Origin of the sequence: Pseudobutyrivibrio xylanivorans, from assembly GCF_008935055.1 — a bacterium.
Taxonomy (GTDB): domain Bacteria; phylum Bacillota; class Clostridia; order Lachnospirales; family Lachnospiraceae; genus Pseudobutyrivibrio; species Pseudobutyrivibrio xylanivorans_A.
The window spans coordinates 1,756,406-1,780,305 of the sequence record NZ_CP043028.1 but is presented as its reverse complement, the minus strand read 5'-3'; the positions used below and the strand labels follow the sequence as shown (position 1 = coordinate 1,780,305).

At 39.8% G+C, this 23,900-nt stretch carries 19 protein-coding genes and 1 pseudogene; 17 read left to right on the top strand and 3 right to left on the bottom strand.

What is annotated here, in order from left to right; all coding sequences use genetic code 11:
- The first annotated feature begins 99 nt into the window (after positions 1-99).
- From FXF36_RS08140 to FXF36_RS08095, 11 genes are all read left to right on the top strand, one after another.
- Positions 100-804, top strand: a complete 705-nt coding sequence (locus FXF36_RS08140) for an ABC transporter ATP-binding protein (protein ID WP_151623281.1) — start codon at positions 100-102, stop codon at positions 802-804.
- A gap of 145 nt (positions 805-949) precedes the next feature.
- On the top strand, positions 950-1,579 hold the full coding sequence (locus FXF36_RS08135) for a cytidylate kinase-like family protein (protein ID WP_151623280.1): 630 nt from the start codon (positions 950-952) through the stop codon (positions 1,577-1,579).
- Positions 1,580-1,660: 81 nt separating this feature from the next.
- The gene (locus FXF36_RS08130) at positions 1,661-1,999 is read left to right on the top strand and encodes a DUF1622 domain-containing protein (RefSeq protein WP_151623279.1); all 339 of its coding nucleotides are present in this window, start codon (positions 1,661-1,663) and stop codon (positions 1,997-1,999) included.
- 63 nt (positions 2,000-2,062) lie between these two features.
- Positions 2,063-4,537 carry an endonuclease MutS2 gene (locus FXF36_RS08125; protein ID WP_151623278.1) on the top strand — a complete coding sequence of 825 codons (2,475 nt, stop codon included), beginning with the start codon at positions 2,063-2,065 and terminating at the stop codon, positions 4,535-4,537.
- A gap of 221 nt (positions 4,538-4,758) precedes the next feature.
- Entirely contained in the window at positions 4,759-4,896 is a 138-nt protein-coding gene (locus FXF36_RS16280) for a hypothetical protein (protein WP_167511326.1), read from the top strand.
- 308 nt (positions 4,897-5,204) lie between these two features.
- Positions 5,205-6,062, top strand: coding sequence for a BglG family transcription antiterminator LicT (licT, locus tag FXF36_RS08120; protein WP_151623277.1), 858 nt, complete (start codon positions 5,205-5,207; stop codon positions 6,060-6,062).
- A 158-nt stretch (positions 6,063-6,220) separates the two neighbouring features.
- A complete protein-coding gene (locus FXF36_RS08115) occupies positions 6,221-8,149 on the top strand; it encodes a beta-glucoside-specific PTS transporter subunit IIABC (protein ID WP_151623276.1) in 1,929 nt (642 codons plus the stop codon).
- A 71-nt stretch (positions 8,150-8,220) separates the two neighbouring features.
- The gene (locus tag FXF36_RS08110; RefSeq protein WP_151623275.1) at positions 8,221-9,657 is read left to right on the top strand and encodes a glycoside hydrolase family 1 protein; all 1,437 of its coding nucleotides are present in this window, start codon (positions 8,221-8,223) and stop codon (positions 9,655-9,657) included.
- A 265-nt stretch (positions 9,658-9,922) separates the two neighbouring features.
- Positions 9,923-10,261: a PadR family transcriptional regulator gene (locus tag FXF36_RS08105; protein WP_151623274.1), complete on the top strand. Its 339-nt coding sequence runs from the start codon at positions 9,923-9,925 to the stop codon at positions 10,259-10,261.
- A 20-nt stretch (positions 10,262-10,281) separates the two neighbouring features.
- Positions 10,282-11,256, top strand: coding sequence for a permease prefix domain 1-containing protein (locus FXF36_RS08100; protein WP_151623273.1), 975 nt, complete (start codon positions 10,282-10,284; stop codon positions 11,254-11,256).
- The gene (locus FXF36_RS08095; RefSeq protein ID WP_151623272.1) at positions 11,256-11,981 is read left to right on the top strand and encodes a DUF4097 family beta strand repeat-containing protein; all 726 of its coding nucleotides are present in this window, start codon (positions 11,256-11,258) and stop codon (positions 11,979-11,981) included. The genes FXF36_RS08100 and FXF36_RS08095 overlap by 1 nt, the downstream gene beginning before the upstream one ends.
- Positions 11,982-12,144: 163 nt before the next feature.
- Here the strand turns inward: FXF36_RS08095 and FXF36_RS17010 are convergent.
- Together FXF36_RS17010 and FXF36_RS08085 are read right to left on the bottom strand one after the other, a co-directional pair.
- Positions 12,145-13,718, bottom strand: a pseudogene (locus FXF36_RS17010) (IS1182 family transposase).
- Positions 13,719-13,798: 80 nt separating this feature from the next.
- Positions 13,799-15,844 (bottom strand): beta-galactosidase, encoded by a 2,046-nt coding sequence (locus FXF36_RS08085; protein WP_243143476.1) that lies wholly within the window; start codon positions 15,842-15,844, stop codon positions 13,799-13,801.
- A 276-nt stretch (positions 15,845-16,120) separates the two neighbouring features.
- On the opposite strand from FXF36_RS08085, the gene FXF36_RS08080 reads away from it, so the two are divergent.
- Positions 16,121-17,071 (top strand): 3'-5' exoribonuclease YhaM family protein, encoded by a 951-nt coding sequence (locus tag FXF36_RS08080; protein WP_151623270.1) that lies wholly within the window; start codon positions 16,121-16,123, stop codon positions 17,069-17,071.
- Positions 17,071-18,453: a 23S rRNA (uracil(1939)-C(5))-methyltransferase RlmD gene (gene rlmD, locus FXF36_RS08075; RefSeq protein WP_151623269.1), complete on the top strand. Its 1,383-nt coding sequence runs from the start codon at positions 17,071-17,073 to the stop codon at positions 18,451-18,453. Before FXF36_RS08080 ends, rlmD begins: the two co-directional genes overlap by 1 nt.
- Before the next feature lie 163 nt (positions 18,454-18,616).
- Here the strand turns inward: rlmD and FXF36_RS08070 are convergent, their stop codons facing one another.
- A complete protein-coding gene (locus tag FXF36_RS08070) occupies positions 18,617-18,775 on the bottom strand; it encodes a type II toxin-antitoxin system antitoxin (RefSeq protein ID WP_151623268.1) in 159 nt (52 codons plus the stop codon).
- Between the two features lie 153 nt (positions 18,776-18,928).
- Here FXF36_RS08070 and FXF36_RS08065 point away from each other — a divergent pair, with 153 nt between their 5' ends.
- From FXF36_RS08065 to FXF36_RS08050, 4 genes are all read left to right on the top strand, one after another.
- A complete protein-coding gene (locus FXF36_RS08065; protein ID WP_151623267.1) occupies positions 18,929-19,525 on the top strand; it encodes a recombinase family protein in 597 nt (198 codons plus the stop codon).
- A gap of 151 nt (positions 19,526-19,676) precedes the next feature.
- Positions 19,677-21,425 carry a class I adenylate-forming enzyme family protein gene (locus tag FXF36_RS08060; protein ID WP_167511325.1) on the top strand — a complete coding sequence of 583 codons (1,749 nt, stop codon included), beginning with the start codon at positions 19,677-19,679 and terminating at the stop codon, positions 21,423-21,425.
- Positions 21,426-21,443: 18 nt separating this feature from the next.
- Entirely contained in the window at positions 21,444-22,379 is a 936-nt protein-coding gene (locus FXF36_RS08055; protein ID WP_151623265.1) for an SEL1-like repeat protein, read from the top strand.
- On the top strand, positions 22,372-23,856 hold the full coding sequence (locus FXF36_RS08050; protein ID WP_151623264.1) for a class I adenylate-forming enzyme family protein: 1,485 nt from the start codon (positions 22,372-22,374) through the stop codon (positions 23,854-23,856). The genes FXF36_RS08055 and FXF36_RS08050 overlap by 8 nt, the downstream gene beginning before the upstream one ends.
- Positions 23,857-23,900 lie beyond the last annotated feature (44 nt).

Sequence of the window (23,900 nt, the reverse complement as noted above, 5' to 3'; positions counted from 1 at the left end):
TTTCTAGCATACAATCTCTTAGTGCTCTGGAGAATGACATGTAGTCATCGGAAGAGCATCTAAGGATTGTGGGCGTGAGAAATGCGGATTAGAGGTTTTATGTTAAAAGTAGAAAATTTAGTTGTAAATTATGGAGTTATCCAGGCACTGAAAGGAATTTCATTTGAGGTAAACGAAGGTGAGGTTATTGCACTTATCGGTGCTAATGGTGCAGGCAAAACCACTACCTTACAGACCATCTCTGGTATGCTTCAACCAACCTCTGGGCAGGTGCTGCTTGAAGGAGTTGATATTACAAAGATTCCGGGGCATAAGATTGTTTCTATGGGCATGGCTCACGTTCCAGAGGGACGCCGAGTTTTTGCTGGATTAACAGTACTTGAAAACTTGAAAATGGGAGCATATACTAGAAGTAACAAGAAGGAAATTGCGGATGCGTTTGAGCGTATTTACGAAAGCTTTCCTCGTTTGAAGGAACGTCAGAATCAGCTGGCTGGAACTCTTTCAGGTGGTGAGCAGCAGATGCTTGCCATGGGACGTGCACTTATGAGTCAGCCACGCATTATTCTTATGGATGAGCCTTCAATGGGACTTTCGCCTATTTACGTAGAGGAAATCTTCAATATCATCCAGTCAATTTCCAAAGCCGGCACAACAGTTCTTCTTGTAGAACAGAATGCAAAAAAAGCTCTCGCCATCGCCGACCGCGCCTACGTCCTCGAGACAGGCAACATCGTGCTTGAAGGAAATGCCGCTGAGTTAATGAACGATGATTCAATAAAAAAAGCATATTTAGGAGAGTAAGCATTTCTTACAAGATTTGGAAATTTTAGTTATATGAGCCAGTAGCAGACAAGCTCTTGGTGTTGCCAAAGGAGCCAATCTCGCGACGGGGCAATACCAAGGCTTGTAAGCGTGACTGGCGTATTATATTAAGGGAGGTTACTTCATGGGGGATGAGAAAAAGCTGGTTATCAGCATTGCAAGAAGCTATGGTTCAGGAGGCTTGACTCTTGCAAAGAAGCTCGGCAAGGAATTGGGGATTCCTGTATACGACCGAGAGATCTTGAGAATGGCATCAGATCAAAGTGGAATTAACGAGGAGATGTTTGGCGAAGTAGACGAACATGTGCGAAAGATTTTTATGTCTGCAAAAGCTCATTACAAGGGATTACCTTTGAGCCCAGAGTATGCGGCATTTACTTCAGATGATAATCTTTTTGAACTTCAGGCTGATGTAATCAAACGAATTGCCAATACTCAAAGCTGTATTATCGTTGGTAGATGCGCGGACTTTATTCTTAGGGATAGAGCATATGTGCTTTCGCTTTTCTTCTATGCGTCAGAAGAGGATTGTTTAAAGCGTCTTCGCCGTCAGGTTAGCGGAACAGATGAGGAACTTATCAAGCGTATGCATGATATCGACAAGCACCGTGCTGACTACTATAAGTATTACACAGGCAAGGATTGGAACGATGCTCGCAACTACGACTTCTGCCTTGACACTGGCGTTATGGATTATGATCGTCTCATCGAGGTTGTTAAATCCTACATTGAAATAAAAAATAGAGAAATCTAAGTTAATAGTGCTACTGAATTCTGTGTCCCCCATTAGGCTTTTGTCCCGATGGGGGATTTTTAGAAGGGAGAGAAATGTCACATGGAAGCTTTATATCAGAATGCTGAGAACATACTTTATTATGTGGTTGGGCTGGCTACACTTTTACTGGAGTCATTTGGTATCTGTGTTCTAGTATATACAGCAGTAAAGAGTTTCATTCTTTGGATAAAGAAAGAAAACTCTATAAGACTAGAGCTTGCCCAAGGTATTGCCATAGCACTTGAGTTTAAGCTTGGAGGAGAGGTCCTTAGAACTGTTGTTGTCAGAGAATGGTCGGAGCTTGGTATTCTTGGGGCTATTATCTTACTGCGAGCAGCACTGACATTTCTAATTCACTGGGAAATTAAAAATGAACAGCAGGCTCTTGAGTCTAAGTAATTATTTAGGTAAAATGCAGGAGTTGAGTATAGACATAATAAAGTACAAATTTGAGGACTAGAAATGAATCTTAAAGTTTTAAAGACACTTGAGTATGACAAAATAGTGGCTAGATTGGCAGAGAAGGCTACCTGCGAATCAGGTAAGCTCAGATGCCAGCAGCTACTCCCAATAAATGATATTGAAGAGATTAAGATAATGCAGCAGGAAACAGCCTGTGCTTTCAATCGTCTTGTGAAGTTTTCAGATGTAAGCGCCAGTGGAACTACTGATTTACGCCCATCACTTGCAAGATTGGAACTGGGCTCATCACTTGGAATAGATGAGATTCTTGCTGTGGCTTCAGTGTTAGAGGTTACAAAGCGCGTTGCAAAGTACGGCAGCCAGATGGAAGATGAGGATGCGCTTAGCTTCTATTTCAACGGCCTTTCTCCAGAGGTGGCACTACTTAACGAGATTAGACGATGCATTATTGATGAGGAGACCATTGCTGACGATGCCAGCACAGCTCTTTTTGAAATTCGTCGAGGAATGCAGCGCACAAATGAAAAAATAAAGAGCGTAATGAACTCTCTTTTAAATAACAGTACAACAAGAGGCTATCTACAGGAGCCAGTCGTGACAATGCGTCAGGGAAGATATTGTCTTCCAGTTCGTTCTGATTACAAATCACGCGTTCCTGGAATGGTTCATGACCAGTCATCAACTGGAAGCACTTTTTTCATCGAGCCTATGCAGGCAGTTGATTTGAACAACGAGATGCGTGAGCTTCAGGTTCGTGAGCAGGATGAGATCGAAAGAATACTTGCAAATCTTTCCAACAGAATCGCTGAGGTTTCAGAGGGGATAATTCGTAATTACGAATTACTCACAGAGATTGATTTTATACTTGCAAAGGGACGTTATGCCATCGAGCTCAACGCAAGCAGCCCTGAGTTTAATGAGGATGGTATTGTAAATCTTCGTGGTGCACGTCATCCATTGCTTGATCCTAAGAAGGTAGTTGCTACGGATATTAAGCTGGGTGAGGACTACAATCTCTTGCTTGTAACAGGTCCTAACACTGGTGGTAAGACTGTGTCACTTAAGACCTGTGGTCTACTTACACTTATGGCACAGGCTGGTCTTCACATTCCTGCAAAGGATAGAAGCCAAATTGCTGTATTTGATGATATTTATGCAGATATTGGTGACGAGCAGTCAATCGAACAGTCGCTGTCCACATTCTCATCTCATATGGTGAATATTGTCCACATTTTAGAGGCTATTAACGGTGGAAGTTATTCACATGAGACAGAGGAACTGATAGCAAAGAATAAAAAAGATTTTGTTCATTCGAAGGTTATCCACGGAACAGCTACACCTGACAAGGTGCCACAGTTCTTAATCCTTATAGATGAGCTTTGTGCTGGAACTGACCCTAAGGAAGGTGCGGCGCTTGCTCAGTCAATCCTTGACAGATTGCACACACTTGATGTGCGTACAATGGCTACTACTCACTATAGTGAGCTAAAGGTGTATGCCCTTTCCACAGAGGGAGTAGAGAATGCCTCATGTGAGTTTTCGTTGGAGACACTTAGCCCAACATATCGCCTGATAATTGGCGTGCCAGGAAAGTCCAATGCCTTTGCTATCTCATCCAAGCTTGGAATTCCAGCGGACCTTATTGAGGATGCCCAGGGACGTCTTTCAGAGGATGATAAATCTTTTGAGGATTTGATGGTAGATTTGGAGCAGAAACGCCATCAGGTTGAGGAGGATGCAGCTGAGGCAGCAGCAGCACTTAAAGAGGCAGAGGCAAAGCTTGCAAACGCAACTGCTAAAGAAGAAAAGATTAAATCACAGCGCGAGGAGCTTATCCGACAGGCCCATGAGGACGCAGCAGCAATCCTTCAGGAAGCTAAGGATATTGCAGATGAGGCTATTCGAGACTTCAATAAATTTGGCAAGGGCGGCGGAAATATTTCCGCTATGGAGGCAAAGCGTGCTGCTCTTGGTAAAGGTGTAAACAAGGCTAAGAGTAAGTCTAAGGAAAAGCAGGAGGTTCAGGAGAACCACAATGTTCCAACAAACCTTCATGTTGGCGACAGAGTAAAGGTGCTTTCAATGAATTTGACAGGAAATGTATGTACTGTGCCAAATTCAAAGGGCGATTTGACTGTTCAGATGGGTATTATGAAGTCAACTGTAAATATTAAAGATCTTGTGCTTATTGAAGAAGAGGATAAGTTTGTACCTAAGAAGGGCACAAGAGTCAAGAATATGACTTACGGTGGTTTCAATAAGGCTGCATCAATTTCCCCAGAGATAAATCTTTTAGGCTGTACAGTAGATGAGGGTATTGCAAAGCTCGAAAAATATTTGGATGACGCATACATCAGTCATCTCACATCTGTAAGAGTAGTTCATGGTAAGGGAACTGGAGCACTTCGTGCAGGTGTGCAGCAGTATCTTCGCAAGTGTAAGAATGTAGCTGAATTCCACCTGGGCGAATTCGGAGAAGGCGATGCCGGCGTAACGATAGTAACTTTCAAGTAGAAATAAGCCGAGCTGTAAGTGACAAGCTCTTAGGTTTCTGGATGAAGCATTTAGCTGAAGAAAGAAACACTAAGGCTTGTTACTGTAACAGTTTGGCTGTTTTTGTAGTGTGACACTTGTGTGATTAATTGAATGTTATTATTTCTTCAGAAAAAAGTTAAAGAAAACAAAATGCTGACCGATAGAATAGTCAGTAAGAATTTTTTAGGAGGAAAAATAACATGACAATCGGGGAAATCATTAGCTGTGCAACACTTGATGAGGTATTCAGAAAGGCTTTCGAGCTCAATCGTGAGGGCATTAAGACAGAGTTTGTATCTAGCAATGAACTTAGAGTGGTTGCTGTAGAGACAGCTTAAGCGGAGACTTTATTATTGAAAATTCAGTGGCTATCTGGGAAAGGTCCAGATAGCCACTTTTTTGTCAGATGTGAACAAATTGTGAAACTGGGTTTTTGACAAAACGTAAAACATTACTTAATGGGGTTTACAAAGTTAAGATTTACTTGTAAAGTATACACATAAACAAACAAGTTCGGATTGTTACTGTAAGGCAGGCAAGACTGAATCGCCCTTTAACCATCATGCATGGTTATGTTATTATTGTATGGGAGCGATTTGGTCGTTTTTTATTTTACGAGAATTTTTTAGAAAAGAATCATTAGGGAATGAAAATAAAAAAGATATTAAATAATAATGCAGCCTTGGTCACAGATGACAAGGGGAACGAAATAGTTTATACGGGATGCGGTCTTTGTTTCCAGAAAAAATGTGGTGATCAGATTGACGAAAGTAAAATAGAAAAAACCTTCGTCATGGAAAAGCCTAGTGAACAGTTTAAGCAGTTGGTTTCAGAAATGCCATATGAACAGATTCAGGTGGCAGACGAAATCATCAAGTACGCAGAGGAGATTTTAAATAAGCGTCTTTGCAATAATATATACATCACTTTGACAGATCATCTTGGATACGCAATAGAGCGAGCCCAAAATGGTACGTATTTACGAAATAAGCTTCTTTGGGAAATCAAGAATTTCTATAAGGCTGAGTATAGCATAGGCTGCCATGCTCTTTCGATTATCAAGGAAAAGCTTGGAGCGACTCTTCCAGATGATGAGGCAGGTTTTTTTGCACTTCATATCGTAAATGCGGAATTAGATGGTAACATGCATCACACTCTTGAAACATCAGAGGTGATTAGCGATATCGTTAGCATTGTAAAATTTACTTTCAATTCAGAGCTTGATGAAAACACTCTGTCATATGAAAGATTTGTTACTCATTTGAAATATTTCTTACAGCGAGCTGAAAAGCGCGAGTATTATCCAGAGGATAATGTGGAAATGTTTTGCATGATGAAAAACAAATTTCCAGATGCTTACAAATGCGCAACCCGCATTAAGAGCTATATGGAATCCAAGTTTCCAGATAATGAAATTACAGATGAGGAAATGCTTTATTTAGTAGTGCATATTTCTCGAATTACTGATAGAAAAACTATAGAAAAACAAAAAGCTATAGGATAGTTACGGCGATAGAGTCGGCTAAACCTGTACACAAGTCATAGAGTCAAACTATGTCTCTATGTTTGTGCACAGGTTTTTTTATTGGAATTTTTACAGACCAGTGCGCAGGGTCTGAAAAAGATAAAAATATAGGGAAAAACAAAGAGAGGTTAATTAAAATGGCAAGCAAATATGATGGCTTAGCTCGTATTATCATCCAGAATGTTGGTGGTAAGAGCAACATTAAGAGTATTACACATTGTATCACACGTCTTCGCTTCAAGCTTAAGGATGAAAGCAAGGCAAACACAGAGATTTTAAAGAACACTGACGGTATTGTTACTGTTATCCAGTCTGGTGGACAGTATCAGGTAGTAATTGGTAACCACGTACCTGATGTATACGATGTAGTTTGTGAGCACGCTGGTATTTCAGGTGCAGCATCAGTAGATGATGACGGTCCAAAGGAAAAGATGAGCGCAGGAGCTGCTCTTATCGATATTATTTCTGGTGTATTCCAGCCACTTCTTTCTGTATTATGTGCAGCTGGTATCATCAAAGGTTTACTTGCAGTTTGGTCATTCGTTGCAAGCAGCGTTTATGGCATTGACGTAACAACAAGCGGTGCTTATGAGATTTGGAACGCAGTAGGTGATGGTTTCTTCTATTTCCTTCCAATCATCTTAGGTTACACATCAGCTAAGAAGTTCAAGTGTAGCGAATTTATTGGTATGGCACTTGGTGTAGGTCTTACATATCCAAACATGGTTGCTCTTAAGAGCGCTGAGGTTCTTGGAACAGTATTCGCTGGTACATCATTCTCTATGGATTACATGACAGACTGGTTCGGAATTCCTGTAATCATGCCAGCTTCTGGTTACACACAGTCAGTAGTTCCAGTTGTTTTAGCTGTTTACATTGCAGCAAAGCTTGAGAAGTTCTTCAAGAAGCATATTCCAGATGTTGTCAAGACATTCATCGTTCCACTTTGTGTTCTTGGAATTATGATGCCACTTACATATCTTGTAATTGGTCCAGTTGCAACAGTTGTATGTAACTTACTTACACTTATCTTCGGCGGATTATATAACATCCCAGTTGTTGGTGGAATTATCGCAGGTGCACTTATCGGTGCTATGTGGCAGGTACTTGTAATCTTCGGTTTACATTGGGGTCTCGTTCCACTTGCAATGATCAACTATGGTTCACTTGGATATGACTTTATCCTTTCACCATACTTCTGTGTATCATTCGCACAGTCAGCAGTAGTACTTGCTATGATTCTTAAGACAAAGGATCAGAAGCTTAAGGACATCGCTGTTCCAGCATTTATTTCAGGTTTATTCGGTGTAACTGAGCCATGTATCTATGGTATTACACTTCCAAAGAAGACACCATTCGTTATCTCATGTATCGGTGGTGCAGCAGGTGGTATCATCACTGCAGTAGCAGGTGTTAAGTCTTACACAATGGGTGGTCTTGGTTTATTCGGACTTCCATGCTACATTGATCCAAATACAAACAGCCTTTACAGCATGATTTGGGTAATCATCTCAATTCTTGTTGCAGTAGCAGTATCATTCACACTTACAATGATTATGTACAAGGACTCAGCTCCAGCAGCAAACAAAGAGCTTAAGTCAACAGGCTCATCAAATAGTGAAATCCTTGTTGCTCCAATCAAGGGCGAAATCAAGGCTTTAACAGCAGTAGAGGATAAGGTATTCTCTTCAGAGGCAATGGGTAAGGGTGTTGCAATCGTTCCAGAAGAGGGTAAGGTATACGCTCCAGCAGACGGAACTGTATCTGCATTCTTCGCAACAGGTCATGCTATCGGAATCACAACAGCTAGCGGTGCAGAGGTTATTATCCACGTTGGTATGGATACAGTTCAGCTCGAGGGCAAGGGCTTCACACCAAAGGTAAAGCAGGGTGATACTGTAAAGAGAGGAGATCTTCTTCTCGAGTTCGATATCGATTACATCAAGGCTCAGGGATACTCAGTAGAGACTCCAGTCGTAATCACAAACTCTGATAAGTATGCTGACATCATTCCTACAGACGCTAAGAAGGTAGTTAACGGAAACGATTTAATCACATTACTTTAAGATAAAACATATGGGGCTCATTGAGCCCCATAAACTATTAAGATATATGCAATGAAATGGAGGCAATAATAATGGGAACATTTAGAGAAGATTTCTTATGGGGAGGCGCAGTTGCTGCAAACCAGTTTGAGGGAGCATGGAACGTAGATGGTAAGGGTGCATCTGTTTCAGATATGTGCACAAATGGTAGTCATACAACTCCAAAGAGAATTACAACTACTATTGAGCCAAATACACTTTATCCTTCACACGAGGCAATTGATTTCTATCATCACTATGAGGAAGATATTGCACTTTTCGCAGAGATGGGATTTAAGGTATTCCGTACATCAATCAACTGGACAAGAATCTTCCCTACAGGAATGGAGTCTGAGCCAAATGAAGCAGGTCTTGCATTCTATGACAAGGTGTTCGATTGCTGCAAGAAGCATGGCATCGAGCCACTTGTTACTATTTCTCATTACGAATTGCCATATGCACTTGTAGAAAAATATAATGGTTGGGAAGGCCGTGAACTCATCGAGTATTTTATGAATTACTGCAAGGCAATCTTTGCAAGATATCAGGGCAAGGTTAAGTACTGGCTTACTTTTAACGAGATTAATGCCGGCACAATGCCAATGGGTGCTGTTTTATCTACAGGAACAGTAAAGGGCTATACAGGACCTGTAACAGAGGTTCCAAACAAGCCACAGGAGCGATTCCAGGCTCTTCATCATCAGTTTGTAGCATCAGCACTTGCTGTAAAGTATGCTCATGACAACTATCCAGAGTACAAAATTGGAAATATGATTTGTTTCGTAACATCTTACGCTGCAACCTGCAATCCTGCAGATATCATTGCAAATCAGGAGCACATGCGCGAGGTTAACTGGTATTGTTCAGATGTGCAGGTACGTGGAGAGTATCCAGCATACTCTAAGAGTATTTGGGACAGACTTGGTGTCACTATCAAGATGGAGCCAGGCGATGAGGAAATCCTTAAGCAGGGAACTGTTGATTTCTATACCTTCAGCTACTACATGTCAAATACAATTAGTGCTAATCCAGCAGCTAACGAAGGTGAGGGCAACCTCATTCTCGGCGGAAAGAATCCATACCTGGAGTCATCTGACTGGGGATGGCAGATTGACCCACAGGGTCTTAGATATGTTCTCAATGAAATCTATGACAGATATCGTATTCCACTTATGGTTGTTGAGAATGGTCTTGGAGCACGCGACGAAATCGAGGCTGATGGTTCAATCAATGATGATTACAGAATTGATTACCTTAGAAAGCACATTGCTGAGATGCGCGAGGCTGTAAAGGATGGCGTTGACCTTATGGGTTACACACCATGGGGCTGCATCGATCTTGTCAGCGCTTCAACAGGCGAGATGGCAAAGCGTTACGGATTTATCTATGTTGAAAAGTATGACGACGGTACAGGTACACTTGCTCGTCGTAAGAAGAAATCCTTTGACTGGTACAAGAATGTTATTGCCAGCAACGGCGAGGAGTTATAAGAGTTAAGAAAATAGCATATTAGATTTAAGAGTCACAGATTGGAACGGGGCCAATCTGTGGCTCTTTTTTGACGAATTTTTATGTTTTCAGAAAATTTTTAAAAATGGTGTTGACATACTTTGCCTGTCGTAGTATATTTACTTCAACACATGGAGTATTACGACTGTCGTAGTATTACGATAGTCGTAGTACTCCCACGACGCAGCCATTGCCGCAGGCAATCATAGATGCTGCGTCTTCCCGTACAGATAAAGGAGGATGAATATGGTAGAAATCAGTAGCGATGTTATCCGCGGCTACAACGACACCATGATTCTTAGCATCCTGATAAAAGAGCCATCCTATGGTTATGAAATTTCAAAACAGATTAAGCAAATTTCCGATGAGAAATACATAATCAAAGAAACAACTCTTTACTCAGCATTCAACAGAATGGAAAAGAACGGATACATAGAATCATTTGTGGCAGACCCGGATCCAGAGGGCAATGGAAAAAAGAGAACCTATTACCGAGTGACAGATGTCGGAAAGGATTTTTACCGGACCAAATGTGAGGAATGGGAACTCACCAAAGATGTAATTGAACGATTTATTGAACAATAGGGTTTTTAGAGGAGAAAAATATGGAAACAATAAAGAGTTATCTTGAAGCAATGTTTGCCAGCATGGCAAATACACCAGAAGTCAGAAAGGCAAAGGCTGAGCTGCTTCAAATGATGGAAGATAAGTATAACGAGATGATAGCTGATGGTATCAGCGAGAACGAGGCAGTGGGAACAGTCATTGCTGAATTTGGAAATCTTGATGAATTGGCAGAGGACCTTGGCCTCACAAAAGAGGTTGAGGAGGTTCATGAGCGTGAGCATGAGCAGCCAAGACGCTTCGTAACTATGGATGAGATTAGAGACTACATTGAGACACAGAAGAAAAGAGCACTTTTAATTGCAATAGGCGTTTTCCTTTGTATCACTAGTCTTGTGCCACCAATGCTTGCAGATGTTATTAATAGCGGAAGCAGAGCTGATTCACTGGGCCCAGCGCTAATGTTTATCTTTATTGGAACAGCAGTTGGACTTTTTGTATACAGCGGTGTCATCGGTGGTGAATGGAGATATATAGAGAAGGAAGCCTGCAAGATTGATTTGGCTACAGCAGATATGACCCGTGGCATGCGTTCAGCATTCAAATCATTCAGAGCAGTTTCATTAACAATTGGATGTGTGCTTTGCGTTATAAGTATTATTCCATGCATACTATTTGACGAATCAGCCTTTGCACCTGCAGGAATGTTTATTTTCGTAGCAATTGGAGTATTCCTCTTTGTTTATAGTGGTGTTATTAGCGGCGGCTTTGAAACTGTTTTAAAGATTAATGACAGAGAGACAATCAGTGGAAAGTATGGCAGGGATAAGGACGATATCGAGTACACTAGCAAGACAGCAGAAGTAATTATGGAAGTATATTGGCCTACAGTTACATGCATTTATTTAATCTATAGCTTCCTTACCTTTAACTGGCCTAGTTCATGGGTAATTTGGATTATCGCATGGATTCTTAGAAAGATTTTGGTAACTGTATTTGAGAAGGAGGAAGACTAATGAGCAAGAAGGTATATTTATTAATACTTTGGATTGTGACTTTGGCAGCAATCGTGGTTGGCATTTGGATAAATGTAGGTGGCTGGTTTGGCCTGAACATATTCAAGAGCACAAAAACAGTTACAGAGGAGTTCACATACGGAAAGAGTGGCATTGATACAATAGAGCTTAGTATGGATGCAGGTGCTGTAAAGATTTTAGAAGGTGAAGAATTCAAGGTTGAATACACATATCCAGAGGCGTATGCACCAAAGGTTAACCGTAATGGCGACAAGCTTGAGATAACTCAGAAGGTTAATAAAATAAACAGCAACCATGATGACGATAATTACCATTTGACAGTATATGTTCCAAGCAATGTTGAATTAAAGCTACTAGATGCAGACCTGGATTTAGGCGAACTCAGAATCAGCAACATTAACAGCAAGAAGCTTATCGCAGATGCTGATTGTGGCAGCGTGAGACTTAATGATGTTACAGCTGAAAAGATTTCTCTTGTAGCTAATCTTGGAGAAATTAGACTTGAGGGTTGCGTAAGTGATTATGTTAAGGCTGATGCCGATATGGGTGATGTTTATCTTGAGGGCGACTTCAATTCAGTAGAAGCTGATTGTGACATGGGCAATATTGATATCACTACAAAGAAGAGCACAGATGATGTAAAGTTTGATGTGGATTGTGACCTTGGAAATGTTACAGTAAACGGAAAGCATTGGAAGAACTAAATAACACTAAGTTTTCATATAAATAAGATAAAAAGGGGCTGTGAAAAAATGAGATAATCATTTTTTCCAGCTCCCTTTTTATATCATTTTTTGTGAGGTATGCTGTTTCTGGCAAAAATAGAGTATAATGCCCCTTTCCCCAAAAAACTACAAACTTTTTTGATTAGGCAGCTTCTTGGAGACGCATCTTTTTATTGTGATATTTATATAAGTTATGACCTATTGAAACCAAAAGAACCTCAAGTTTTACGGATTCTATTCCTTTTCGGACTATTCTTTTATACCAACGATCATTTTTTATGATTCCGAAAGTACCTTCCGCTTGAATGGATCTGTTCATTCTAAGGAGTGCTCCCTGGATGCTTTCAAGATTATTTATAACCTCCTGATGCATAGCGGTCAGTTCTTCGTTTATTCTTACGGTTTTGTTTTTATCTGTTTTCTTACACTTCGATGCATAGGGACAACCACTGCAGTCTTCACACTGATAGACTTCTTCTTGCCGGCCATACTGGTTTCCTTTTACATGCTGCCTGTATAGAAAGTTGAAGCTCCTCCCATTAGGACAACGCATTTTCCCATCATCACCGATCTCAAAATTAACAGCTCTGAATGGATCGTTGTGATATTTCTTATCGGTCGTCTCCTTTTTAAACATTGTGAACTTCATGTACTTTTTCATGCCTTTTTGCTCGCAAAAGATATAATTATTGAACGAGCCATATCCAGCATCAGCCACAGGATATTTTGGATAAAAGCCATATGTTTCATAATACTTATTCATCAACGGTATGAAGCAGTCCATGTCAGATCTGTATTGATTAACATCAACACTGCTATGTATTCATCAGCTACACCAATCTGAACGTTGTATGCGGGAAGAAGCTGGTCGTTTCCCATGTAGTCGGTCTTTATTCTCATGAATGTAGCGGAAGGATCTGTCTTTGAATAGCTGTTCCTGTTTTCTCCACAGATGCTGATTTTTGTGACATATTCATTGAGCTTTGTTGTGTACTCTACAAGCTTTTCGTACTGTCTCTGCTGGACGGTTTTCCTATGTCCTTTTCCTGAAACAAAAGTTGAAGTATCAAGCTTCCATATCTCAGAAAACCGTTCTGTTATCTGGCGCATATATTCAGGCATGTACTCTGTATTAGTCTCAATCTTGATTCCGCTCCACTGAAGATCGCTGTTGATTTCTTGCAGTAATTTAGTAATCTTTTCAAAAAGACGGTAACGGGATTTTTCCGTGGCCTTCTTCCATACCCAAGTATATTTGTTAGCATTAGCTTCAAACTTCGAACCATCAATATAAAGATGATTCAGGTCAACTTTATGCCTGCTGAATATTTCCTGATTAATATCATTGAAAATATCCTCTATTGAATCCTTTAACACATCGTTTATGAAATAGCTGAAGGTTCTGTAAGAAGGAGTTTCCCTGTCCATAAGATACATAAATCGAATGTTAACCCTACAGTTTTCTTGAAGTCCTCTTAGTGAAATATATCCTTCACTCATAAAACCGAATAGTACGGTTTTCAACATTTTGACTGGATTATATCTGATTCTGCCAAGCTTATGCTCTGGCACATTTTTCAGATACTTCTCAAGATTCATACCTCCCACGAGTTCGTCAAAAGTAAAAACCGGATCACAGATATCCAAGCAATCTGAAATAAAAAATGGTAAAACGCCCTGATTTAGAGTATTATAAGAATTGGTTTGATTGATCATGGTAATATTTTACCATGAAAAAAGAGAAGTAATCGGCTGTTTCCAGCTATTACTTCTCTTTTTTTCATGAGCTGATTATTTCACAGCCCCTTTTTATTATTGGGACCTTGATATTTGTTAAGGGGAAGTGTCCCATCGATTTCTTCTCCAGTGAGAATATCAATGCCATAAATATTTGTGATTGTTTTACTATCCTCGCTACCATTCAGATAAAAGTCATATCTTACATCATCTGAAAAACGGCTGTGTTTTTCAACGCCCTGTGGTAGATTCGTATATGCGATATTCGCATTTTCAAGCATTTCCCTGTAAAGAAATTCCAAGTCGTGCTGGTCAGTGCGACATGCAACATAGTATGCATTACCATTTCCAAAGGTGTTTCGGGTAATTGCAGGAGTGCCCTCAAGATAATCATTTTCGTATCTTGCCAGAACTTCCGCTGTAACATCACGTAGCATTTCCTGATAATCGTGAACAGACACTGAATGAGCGCTGCGACTAGCTTTATCATGAATGCTGATTGTCACCTTGTCCTCTGGATAAAGAGTATCAATTTCCTCAGAGCGAAGGCCAAAGACCTTGTCCAGACCGTCTCCTGGAAAACCTCCAAGATTAGCCAACAAGTCCTTGTTTACATAGCCAGTGAAATAGGTAGCCATAAACTGACCGCTATGATTAACAAAGTCTGATATCTTCTGACCTATTCCATCATGAAGAACGTAGAGCATTGGGGCGCAGATGATTTTATATCGGCTCCAGTCTCCATCAGAAGAAACAATGTCTGGTTCCACACCAAGACTCATAAATTCGTTGTAGATTTCCATACAGGTTTTGTCAAAGTTCTTGGTCTCGTTTGAAAGTGCCCATGCATCATCAATTGCCCAGCGATTGTCCCAGTCAAAGAGGATAGCAACCTTGTTATCGGAAAGGGAGCCGGTAATTTCACTTATTTTTTTCAAGTCAGCACCAAGGCTCGCAACCTCTTTAAAGATGCGGGTATCATTTGTTCCAATGTGGTCGATGACTGCGCCGTGCCACTGCTCAGAAGAACCGCGGCTCTTCCTTATTTGGAAGTACTGTACTGTATCCGAACCTGTTGCTAAAGCCTGCATCGAGATAAGCTTGTGCATACCAGGGCGACGATATTTATTGTAAGGTCGCCAGTTTACAACTCCGGGAGCTGATTCCATCATCATAAATGGCTGGTCCGGTTTAAGGCTTCTGAAGAGAGCATGATTGAAGCTTCGTTCTAAAAGATGCATGCTGTCTGACTGCCTGTTGTTATGCATTTCAGGATAATTATCCCAACTGATAACATCGATAAACTGACTCATGTAATGGTAGTCATAATCGTAGAACATCTCCATGTAGTTTGTTGTGGTAGGTTCTTTTGCGCCTGCAGCGTGAAGAGTATCGATTTCAAAACGCATAAAATCTGTGGCAGACCAGGTTGAAAATCTCTTCCAGTCAAGGTTGAGACCAAGCACACAGTTCTCGCCATTCGCATAAGGAGGGTCAATCTGATCAAAGCTATTGAATTTGTGTGACCAAAAGGTGGTCCACCAAGCTTTGTTCAGCTTCTCGATGTCGTGGTCGTAGCGGTCCGCAAGCCACTCCTGAAATTTCTGACGGCAGGTATCACAGTAGCAGTAGCCACCCAGCTCGTTTGAAATGTGCCACATCAATAGCCCTGGATGACCGGAAAATCTCTGAGCGAGGGCTTTATCCATGATGCGAACTTTTTCACGATATTCAGGTGACTGCATACAATGATTATGTCGCACACCGTGGTGATTTCTTACACCCATTTCATCGCAGCGCATGGCAGAAGGATACTTGGCGTCAAGCCATGCTGGACGAGCACCTGTAGGAGTGGCGAGTACAGTATAGATGCCATTATCGTATAGACGGTCCATGATATCAGCCAGCCAGTCGAAGTTAATATTGCCCTCTGTAGGCTCGTGTACGGACCAGGAAAAAACACCCATAGTAACGGTGTTGATTTCTGCTTCCTTCATAAGTTCTATATCTTTTTCTAAAATATCAGGGCGGTCCAACCATTGCTCTGGGTTGTAGTCTCCGCCATGTAGAATACCATTCAATTGTGGAAATAATATATTTTTCATGATTCACCTCACTGTGCCAGTTACGCTTACAAGCCTTGGTATTGCACCGGAGCGAGATTGGCTCCTTTTGCAACACCAAGAGCTTGTCTGCTATTGGCATCCTTAAGTAGCATCCTACCACAAGAATAGTCGGAAAACGACTAAAAATCGACATAAAAATTTATATTTTCGACCATCCCCTTCCCGTTGATTATCCTTCCACCATCCCTTATAATTAAATAAGATTTTGCGGGACTACCGCGCGCCTGTTTATCGGGCTTAGAAATGGAGAATTAAATGAAATACATTAACACCCTCAAAGAGGGAGACAGGGGTACAGAAACATACCTTTGCAAGAAGAAGACCCAGGGCATTTCAAAGACTGGAAAGGCTTTTGAGTCACTTACACTTTGCGATAAGAGCGGTACAATTGAGGCAAAGATTTGGGATGTTGATTCAGAGGGAATCAGCGACTACGACGAGCTTGATTTCATCACTGTTACTGGTGATATCACAAGCTGGAACGGTGCATTACAGTTCAACATCAAGAGACTTCGCAAGGCAAACAATGGAGAGTACGATATTTCAGATTATATTCCAGCCAGCAAGAAGGAAATTGGCGTTATGTGGAGCGATTTGATGAAGCTCATCAATTCAGTAAAGACTCCATATTTCAAGACTTTACTTAATAAATATTTTGTTGAGGACAAGGAGTTCATCAAGCAGTTTAAATCTCATTCTGCAGCGAAGTCAGTTCATCATGGCTTCACTGGTGGACTATTGGAGCACACACTTTCGGTTGCTACCAACTGTGATTTCTTCAGCAAGCAGTACCCTTTCCTTGACAGGGATTTACTTATTACAGCTGCAATTTTCCACGATCTTGGAAAGGTTAGAGAGCTTTCAGAGTTCCCTAGAAATGACTACACTGACGAGGGACAGCTTCTCGGTCATATCTATGTTGGCGCAAATATGCTGGACAGATCAATTGACGAGATTCCAGGCTTCCCAGAGGTGAAGCGCAAGGAGCTTATTCACTGTATCCTTTCTCATCACGGCGAGCTTGAGTTTGGCTCACCAAAGAAGCCAGCTATTGCAGAGGCAATTGCCCTTTCATTTGCGGACAATATCGATGCAAAGCTTGAGACAATCTATGAGGCTCTTGAGAATGTTGACGAGAACAATTTGACCTGGCAGGGCTTTAATCGTCTGCTTGATTCAAACATCCGTAGAACAGGAAAGAATTAATGAATAAAAATGATATTGTAAGACTTACAATCGAAGATATGTCCCTTGAGGGCGCAGGAATTGGTCACACTGATGGTGTGACCATTTTTGTCAAAGATGCAGTTGTTGGAGATGTTTGTGATGTTATTATCACAAAGGTGAAAAAGACATATTGCTTCGCTGCTCTGAAGGAAGTTATTGAACCAAGCAAATTCCGTGTGGAGCCAGCCTGCCCTAATGCAAAGCAGTGTGGCGGTTGTCAGATTATGCAGGTAGACTATGCTAAGCAGCTGGAGATCAAGGACAATATTGTTGCGAATAATCTGGTAAAGATTGGCGGTTATGACAGAGCGTTTGTTGATTCGGTTCGTGAGCCAATCCTTGGAATGATAGACCCATTTCGCTATCGTAATAAGGCACAGGTTCCAATTGGGACAGATAAAGATGGCAATCTGATTGCGGGATTTTATGGTGCCAGAAGCCATAGGATTGTTCCATCATCTGATTGCAAAATCTGCTCTAAAAAGAGTATGGATATCGTATATACGGTAATAGATTACATGAATGAAAATAAGGTAGCTGCCTATGACGAGGCTACAGGTAAGGGCTTAATTCGTCATGTGCTCGTCCGAGAAGGCAAGGCCACTGGCGAGACAATGGTCTGTGTAGTGGTGAATGGTGATAAGCTTCCGGCAGTGGATTCATTAGTATCTCACGTGAAAACCGTGGAACCTGAGTTGGCTTCGTTGGTGCTCAATATCAACACCCGCCGCGATAATGTCATTATGGGATATGAGACCAAGGTCCTCTACGGCAAAGAAGCTATCCGCGATACTATCACTCTTACAAATGGTGATACTATCGCCTTTGATATCAGCGCAAACTCCTTCTATCAGGTCAATCACGACCAGATGGAGAAATTGTATAGCAAGGCGCTTGAGTATGCTGATTTGCACGGTACAGAAGAGGTTTGGGATCTTTACTGCGGTATCGGTACTATTTCCCTCTCTATGGCAAAGCACGCAGGACGCGTGATTGGAATCGAGGTTGTTCCACAGGCTATCGAAAACGCTAAAGCAAACGCAAAGCTTAATGGCTTGGATAATGCTGAGTTCTACTGTGGCGAAGCAGAGGTAGTTCTTCCAGAAATCTACGAGAAGATGTCCCACCCAGATGTCATAATGGTGGATCCACCTCGCAAGGGATGCGACACAGTTGCCCTTGATACCATGGTAAAGATGCAGCCCTCTCGTATTGTTTATGTCAGCTGTGACAGTGCCACATTGGCCCGCGACCTCAAGTATCTAGAGGAGCGTGGCTATCACCTTCAGAAGTACACTGTGTGTGATCAGTTTGGACACACAATGCATACGGAGACGGTTGCGTTATTGTCCAAGAATTAGTCACAAGCTGAGCACTTTATAGATGTTACCAGAATCCAGATTATGTGAGACGAGATTGTCCAGAGGGCATTGGAAGCCTGTTGAAGAGGCGTTGAAGTATTTTCAGATGATATAAATAATAAAGACACATGTAGAAATGAATCTCATGTGTCTTTTGTTTTAGTTATTTTGTTTCTTGTTCATATTTCTTGATAGCTTGTCGAATAAGATATAAAACCTCCCCGTTTATAGAACGACCATCATATTCAGCAAGTTCTTTAAGCTTGTCATGAGTTTCACTATCTATTCTTAATCCTAAATGTTTATCTTTTTCTTTTGTCATATTTAATCCCTCAACAATGAAAGTTTAATGTAAGTACATTTTAAGTTCGCAAAATGTTATTATGGTAAAAATGGACTTATTCTAAGTACATAAAAAGTATGTTTCTTATTGCCTGCTTTAAAGTTTGGGAAAAGCTATAAAGGAGGCGATGATATGGTGGAGTATGGGTATATAAGAATTTCAAGTAAGGATCAGAATACCGATAGGCAATTTGATGCGCTGATGAAAAGGGGGATTAGCAAGAGAAATATTTTTGTGGATGAATTGTCCGGTAAGAATTTTGACAGACCTGAATATCAAAAAATGATTAAGAAGCTGAAGAAGGATGATTTAGTTGTTGCAAAAAGTATAGATAGGCTAGGACGAAATTACGATGAAATTCTAAATCAGTGGAGAATTATTACAAAAGAAAAAGAAGCCAATATTGAGATTTTGGATATGCCATTATTGAATACTACAACAGAAGTAAATGGACTTACTGGCAAATTCATATCAGATTTGGTGTTACAGATTTTAGCTTATGTCGCAGAAACTGAACGTATTTTTATTAGACAAAGGCAGAGTGAGGGAATCGTTGCTGCTAGGGAGAGAGGTGTTGTATTTGGAAGACCAAAGAAAGCTTTATCTGAATCGTTTCAGCAAGCTTGTAACGAGTGGAATGCCGGAGCAATTACTAGCAGGGAAGCAGCTGAAAAAGCAGGAATGTCGCATAGCACGTTTTATCGTAGGTGTAAGGAAACTAGAGATTAAAGAAATGCTGAAATGTGTTTCATTGAGTAGACAATAAGAAACAGTGAAAAATTAAGCAAAAACCGTTATTTTGTCTAACAACTCCATTATAAATATGCTGTTTCAAAAAGTCTACTTTCTGAAACAGATAATTATATTGGGAGAATATACTATGGATTCACAATGGACCGGTTATCCATCCAAGGACAAACCATGGCAGAAATATTACAGTGATGAGGCATTACATAAAGATTATGAGGAGTCAAGTATTTATCTTCATATCTTTGAGTGCATGAAGAATGAAGGGTTTGAAAATGAGGTCGCAATAAGTTTTTATGGAACCAAGTTAAGATATTTTGAGTTAAAGAAACGTGTTGATGAATTAGCAGAGGTTTTATCTGCTAGGGGAATCGAAAAAGAAGATAAAGTTTCTCTTTGTCTGCCAATTTTACCTGAGACAGTTTATTTGTTTTTAGCTTTGAATAAAATTGGAGCAATTGCAAATTTTATTGATCCAAGAATAAATGCTTTGCGAATAAAAGAATTTTTGGGAACTGACACAAAACTCCTTTTTTCTATAGATATTTACAACGATAAGATTGGGAAGGTCGCTGATGAGTTAGCAATTGCTAATTGTGTTGAAATATCTGCGGCTGACTCTCTACCGCTTCATTTAAAACTCGCTTATAGAGTGAAAATGCATAACAAGGCGCATAAGGATTTTGAGAGCTGGAATAATTTTGTTACTAAGAGCGGAAGAAAAAGCCTAACTAGCGTTAATACCGAGCCTGATGATGTAGCAGCCATTGTGTACACATCTGGTACTACAGGTGTACCTAAGGGAGCCATGTTGACTAATAGAAGTCTTACTGCAATTTGTTTTGCAAATAAACATGTACTTCCAGATATGGTAAAAGGAGATTCTTTGCTGGATATTATGCCGCCATTTCTTGCGTATGGATTGGCATGTGGTATTTGTGCGCCACTAGCAGAGGGAATGGAACTACAGCTTATACCTAAATTTGAACCAGAAGAATTGGGAAAGCTGGTTAGAAAGAATAAGCCTAACAACATTGTTGGTGTGCCATACTTTTTTGAACTAATTGCCAAAGATAAGAAAATGAAAGATTTGTCTTTCATAAAATATTTTATTGCGGGCGGCGATAAGATGACAGTTTCGTCAGAGCAATTTATTAACGAGTTCATAACCAAACGAAATATAAAGCATCCTGTAATTAAAGGATATGGAATGACGGAACTAAGCAGTGGTGTCATTATTTGTATCAATGACGAATGCAATAAAACGGGTAGCGTTGGGCAACCATTGTGCCGCAATAACATCATGGTTTGGGACAGTAATCAAAATAGAGAGTTGAAATATGGTCAAGAGGGGGAGATTTTCATCACTGGTCCATCGGTGATGAAAGGGTATAGCAATAATACAAAGGATGAAGAAATTCTTTTTAAGGAAATTGATGGAGTTAGATGGGTTGATACTGGTGATTTAGGATATGTGGACGAAGATGGAAATGTCTTTATTTCAAGCCGAAAGAAACGAATGATTGTCAGACCGGACGGACATAATGTGTTTCCAGTGGCTATCGAAGAAGTGGTATCTGAGCATCCTGATGTTGAAGCCGTACATGTGATAGGTGTTGCAAATCAAGAAGGTGATAATGGCAAAATCCCTACAGCGTGCATTGTGTTTAAACCTTCATGCAAAAATTCATCAAAAGCAATTGAAGAAATAAAAGAGTTATCACTAGAAAAACTTCCACCTAGAGATGTTGCGTTAAAGTACGTAGTTATTGATAAAGTGCCAATGTCCAGTGTGGGAAAGGTCGATTATCGAAAACTAGAAGAGATAGTTGACAACAGAGGAGGCATAGATTACAGGTCTGGTGAAATGATTAATACTTAATCTGGAGGCTGTGAAAAAGTGAGGAAAATTAAAGAGGTATTTCAAAACGGACTATTTGTTAGTTTTATTACTGTGCTCCTAAAGTTAATAGCATTGGTTATAGGTGCATTTATTGCTTTTAATTTGTATTACATTAAGAATTACTATTCAAGGATAGAACAAGAATATTTAAATAATGATAATGGAATCATTCTAGATAATTCTAATCAAAACCAAGTCTATCAGAATTCTGAAGTAAACAATGATTCACATGTTGAGAATAATAGCTTTTATTCGAGGGTGATTGATGAGAATACGAGTGAACATACATTATTGCAATATGCTGAAAATGCATGTATTTCAGGCAATTATGAAGCAGCGGTAGAAATATACAGTATGGAAAAACTGAGTGAATCGCCAGTAGCATTAAATAATATGGGCTACCTATATTCACAGGGACTATATTCCCCTCAAAATATAGATATAGCTGATGATTATTATGATAAGGCTATTAAAGTTGGTAGTGACAAAGCTTTAGATAATAAGTTAGCGATGCATTTAAATAATAGATGTGAAGATATTATCGAGATATTAAAGCAGGGCTACGAAGCAGGTGATTCAAACACAATTTCATTTTTGAACTATGCATTTTTTGAGAATTATTCTGATTATGAGGTTGAAGGATTACATAAGTTCGCTGTTTGGCTTTTGTATGATGCATCCCTAGAAGAACAGGAGAATTTCATTAGTAATTTATATGAATGGAATGAGGAAGGAAACGTATTTTTAACATATTCCCCAAGGGATACAAATTTAGTTAAATATATTTGGTATGATGATAACTCATGGGTAGATGTTCAAAACGGAATTGCAGGAACAACAAAGTGCTATAAAAAATACGTTTTAAAATGTATAGGAGTTGAATTGTTGAATGAAGGGATAGAGCGAGTTACGGAGGAGTTAAATAATGATTGAAAAAAGGAATGGCTATCCATCAATAGACAAACCATGGCAACAGTTTTATAAAAGCATAAAAAGAAGTAACAAATTTATTAGAACAACACCATATATAGGACTGCTAGAAAACAACAAATCATACCCTGATGAAATTGCTATTGAGTATTTTGGAGCAAAGATTACATATGGCAGTTTGTTCAAGAATATAGACGAAGTTGCAAAGGCTTTAGTTGCATTTGGTGTGAAAAAGGGAGACTTTGTAACCATTTGCTCTACAACAACACCAGAGGTTATTTATACCTTTTATGCAATAAGCAAAATTGGAGCAATTGCAAACATCATAGCGCCTTTTTATACAACAGATGAAATGCTCAGCAGAATAAAAGAATGTGAAAGCCGAATAGTTATTGTGGCCGATAACTTTATTTCTAAGTTCAGAGACTCATTTACAAAGGATAAAGAAATACAAGTAATAGTGTTACCGTTGTTGAATTCATCAATTCTACGATTTATTAAGAGCGGTACGAAAGCAAATGAACAATGTGGTGAGATTAGCTGGAATAATTTTGTAAAAGTGGGGGAAGGAAAGCCTGTTGTCGAGACAGAACAGTATGAGCCTCAATATCCAATGGCGATGGTTTATTCTAGTGGCACAACTGGAGCTTCAAAAGGAATACTTCTTTCGGTAGATAGTTTTCAGAAACTAATCAATGCCTATGGAAATTCTGGATTTGATACATCAAGAAGGCAGAAAGTTTATCAGAATATACCGCCTTGGCATTCAACTGGGTTAAGTCTAGGAATTAATTTTCCACTTTCATATGGAGTGAAGGTATGCGTTGATCCAAGATTTGATCATGATGTTTTTATCAAAAATGTATTGAAGTTTAAGCCGGAATACATATTAACAAATACTAGTATGTTTCAAGGTTTTACGTTTGAAAAAAGCCTTAAAAGACTAAAGGGAAGGTCCTTAAGTTTTTTGAAGTATCCAGTTGAAGGCGGAGAACCTCTTACAGAAAAGGATATCGAAAATATAGAAGGTGTTTTTCACTCGCATGGTTCTAACGCTAGATTGTTAAATGGCTATGGGGAGTGTGAATGTGGAGCAACAGTAACAACTGATATCACAAGCCATAAGTTCTCAAATGTAGCATCTGGTATACCGCTACCAGACATTACAGTTATTGGAATTTTTGATGATGATAATCAAGAACTTCGGTACGGGCAACGTGGAAATGTATATGTTAAAACCGAAATTGGAATGTTGGAATATTTCAAGAATTCAGAAGCAACGAAGGAGTTCTTCTTTATAGATGAGAATGGAGAAAAGTGGAGTAAAACTGGCGATATTGGATATATCAAAGAAGATGGAAGCCTAGTAGTTCTTGGAAGAAAAAATGATTATTCACTTATAGGAACTGAGAAAATATTTAATTTTGATATTGAAAGGGCAATTCTTAATTCTGATAGGGTTAAACTTTGTGAGGTATAAACACATCCAAGGGATGACGGTAAGCTTATTGCGCATATAGTTTG

Excerpts from the sequence above, each read along its gene's own strand:
- FXF36_RS08050 (WP_151623264.1), top strand. The coding sequence starts at position 22,372 with ATGATTGAAAAAAGGAATGGCTATCCATCAATAGACAAACCATGGCAA.
- FXF36_RS08070 (WP_151623268.1), bottom strand. The coding sequence starts at position 18,775 with ATGACAAAAGAAAAAGATAAACATTTAGGATTAAGAATAGATAGTGAA.
- FXF36_RS08065 (WP_151623267.1), top strand. The coding sequence starts at position 18,929 with ATGGTGGAGTATGGGTATATAAGAATTTCAAGTAAGGATCAGAATACC.
- rlmD (WP_151623269.1), top strand. The coding sequence starts at position 17,071 with ATGAATAAAAATGATATTGTAAGACTTACAATCGAAGATATGTCCCTT.
- FXF36_RS08115 (WP_151623276.1), top strand. The coding sequence starts at position 6,221 with ATGGCAAGCAAATATGATGGCTTAGCTCGTATTATCATCCAGAATGTT.
- FXF36_RS08110 (WP_151623275.1), top strand. The coding sequence starts at position 8,221 with ATGGGAACATTTAGAGAAGATTTCTTATGGGGAGGCGCAGTTGCTGCA.
- FXF36_RS08135 (WP_151623280.1), top strand. The coding sequence starts at position 950 with ATGGGGGATGAGAAAAAGCTGGTTATCAGCATTGCAAGAAGCTATGGT.
- licT (WP_151623277.1), top strand. The coding sequence starts at position 5,205 with ATGAAAATAAAAAAGATATTAAATAATAATGCAGCCTTGGTCACAGAT.
- FXF36_RS08100 (WP_151623273.1), top strand. The coding sequence starts at position 10,282 with ATGGAAACAATAAAGAGTTATCTTGAAGCAATGTTTGCCAGCATGGCA.
- FXF36_RS08125 (WP_151623278.1), top strand. The coding sequence starts at position 2,063 with ATGAATCTTAAAGTTTTAAAGACACTTGAGTATGACAAAATAGTGGCT.
- FXF36_RS08080 (WP_151623270.1), top strand. The coding sequence starts at position 16,121 with ATGAAATACATTAACACCCTCAAAGAGGGAGACAGGGGTACAGAAACA.
- FXF36_RS08130 (WP_151623279.1), top strand. The coding sequence starts at position 1,661 with ATGGAAGCTTTATATCAGAATGCTGAGAACATACTTTATTATGTGGTT.
- FXF36_RS08105 (WP_151623274.1), top strand. The coding sequence starts at position 9,923 with ATGGTAGAAATCAGTAGCGATGTTATCCGCGGCTACAACGACACCATG.
- FXF36_RS08060 (WP_167511325.1), top strand. The coding sequence starts at position 19,677 with ATGGATTCACAATGGACCGGTTATCCATCCAAGGACAAACCATGGCAG.
- FXF36_RS08095 (WP_151623272.1), top strand. The coding sequence starts at position 11,256 with ATGAGCAAGAAGGTATATTTATTAATACTTTGGATTGTGACTTTGGCA.
- FXF36_RS08085 (WP_243143476.1), bottom strand. The coding sequence starts at position 15,844 with ATGAAAAATATATTATTTCCACAATTGAATGGTATTCTACATGGCGGA.
- FXF36_RS08140 (WP_151623281.1), top strand. The coding sequence starts at position 100 with ATGTTAAAAGTAGAAAATTTAGTTGTAAATTATGGAGTTATCCAGGCA.
- FXF36_RS16280 (WP_167511326.1), top strand. The coding sequence starts at position 4,759 with ATGACAATCGGGGAAATCATTAGCTGTGCAACACTTGATGAGGTATTC.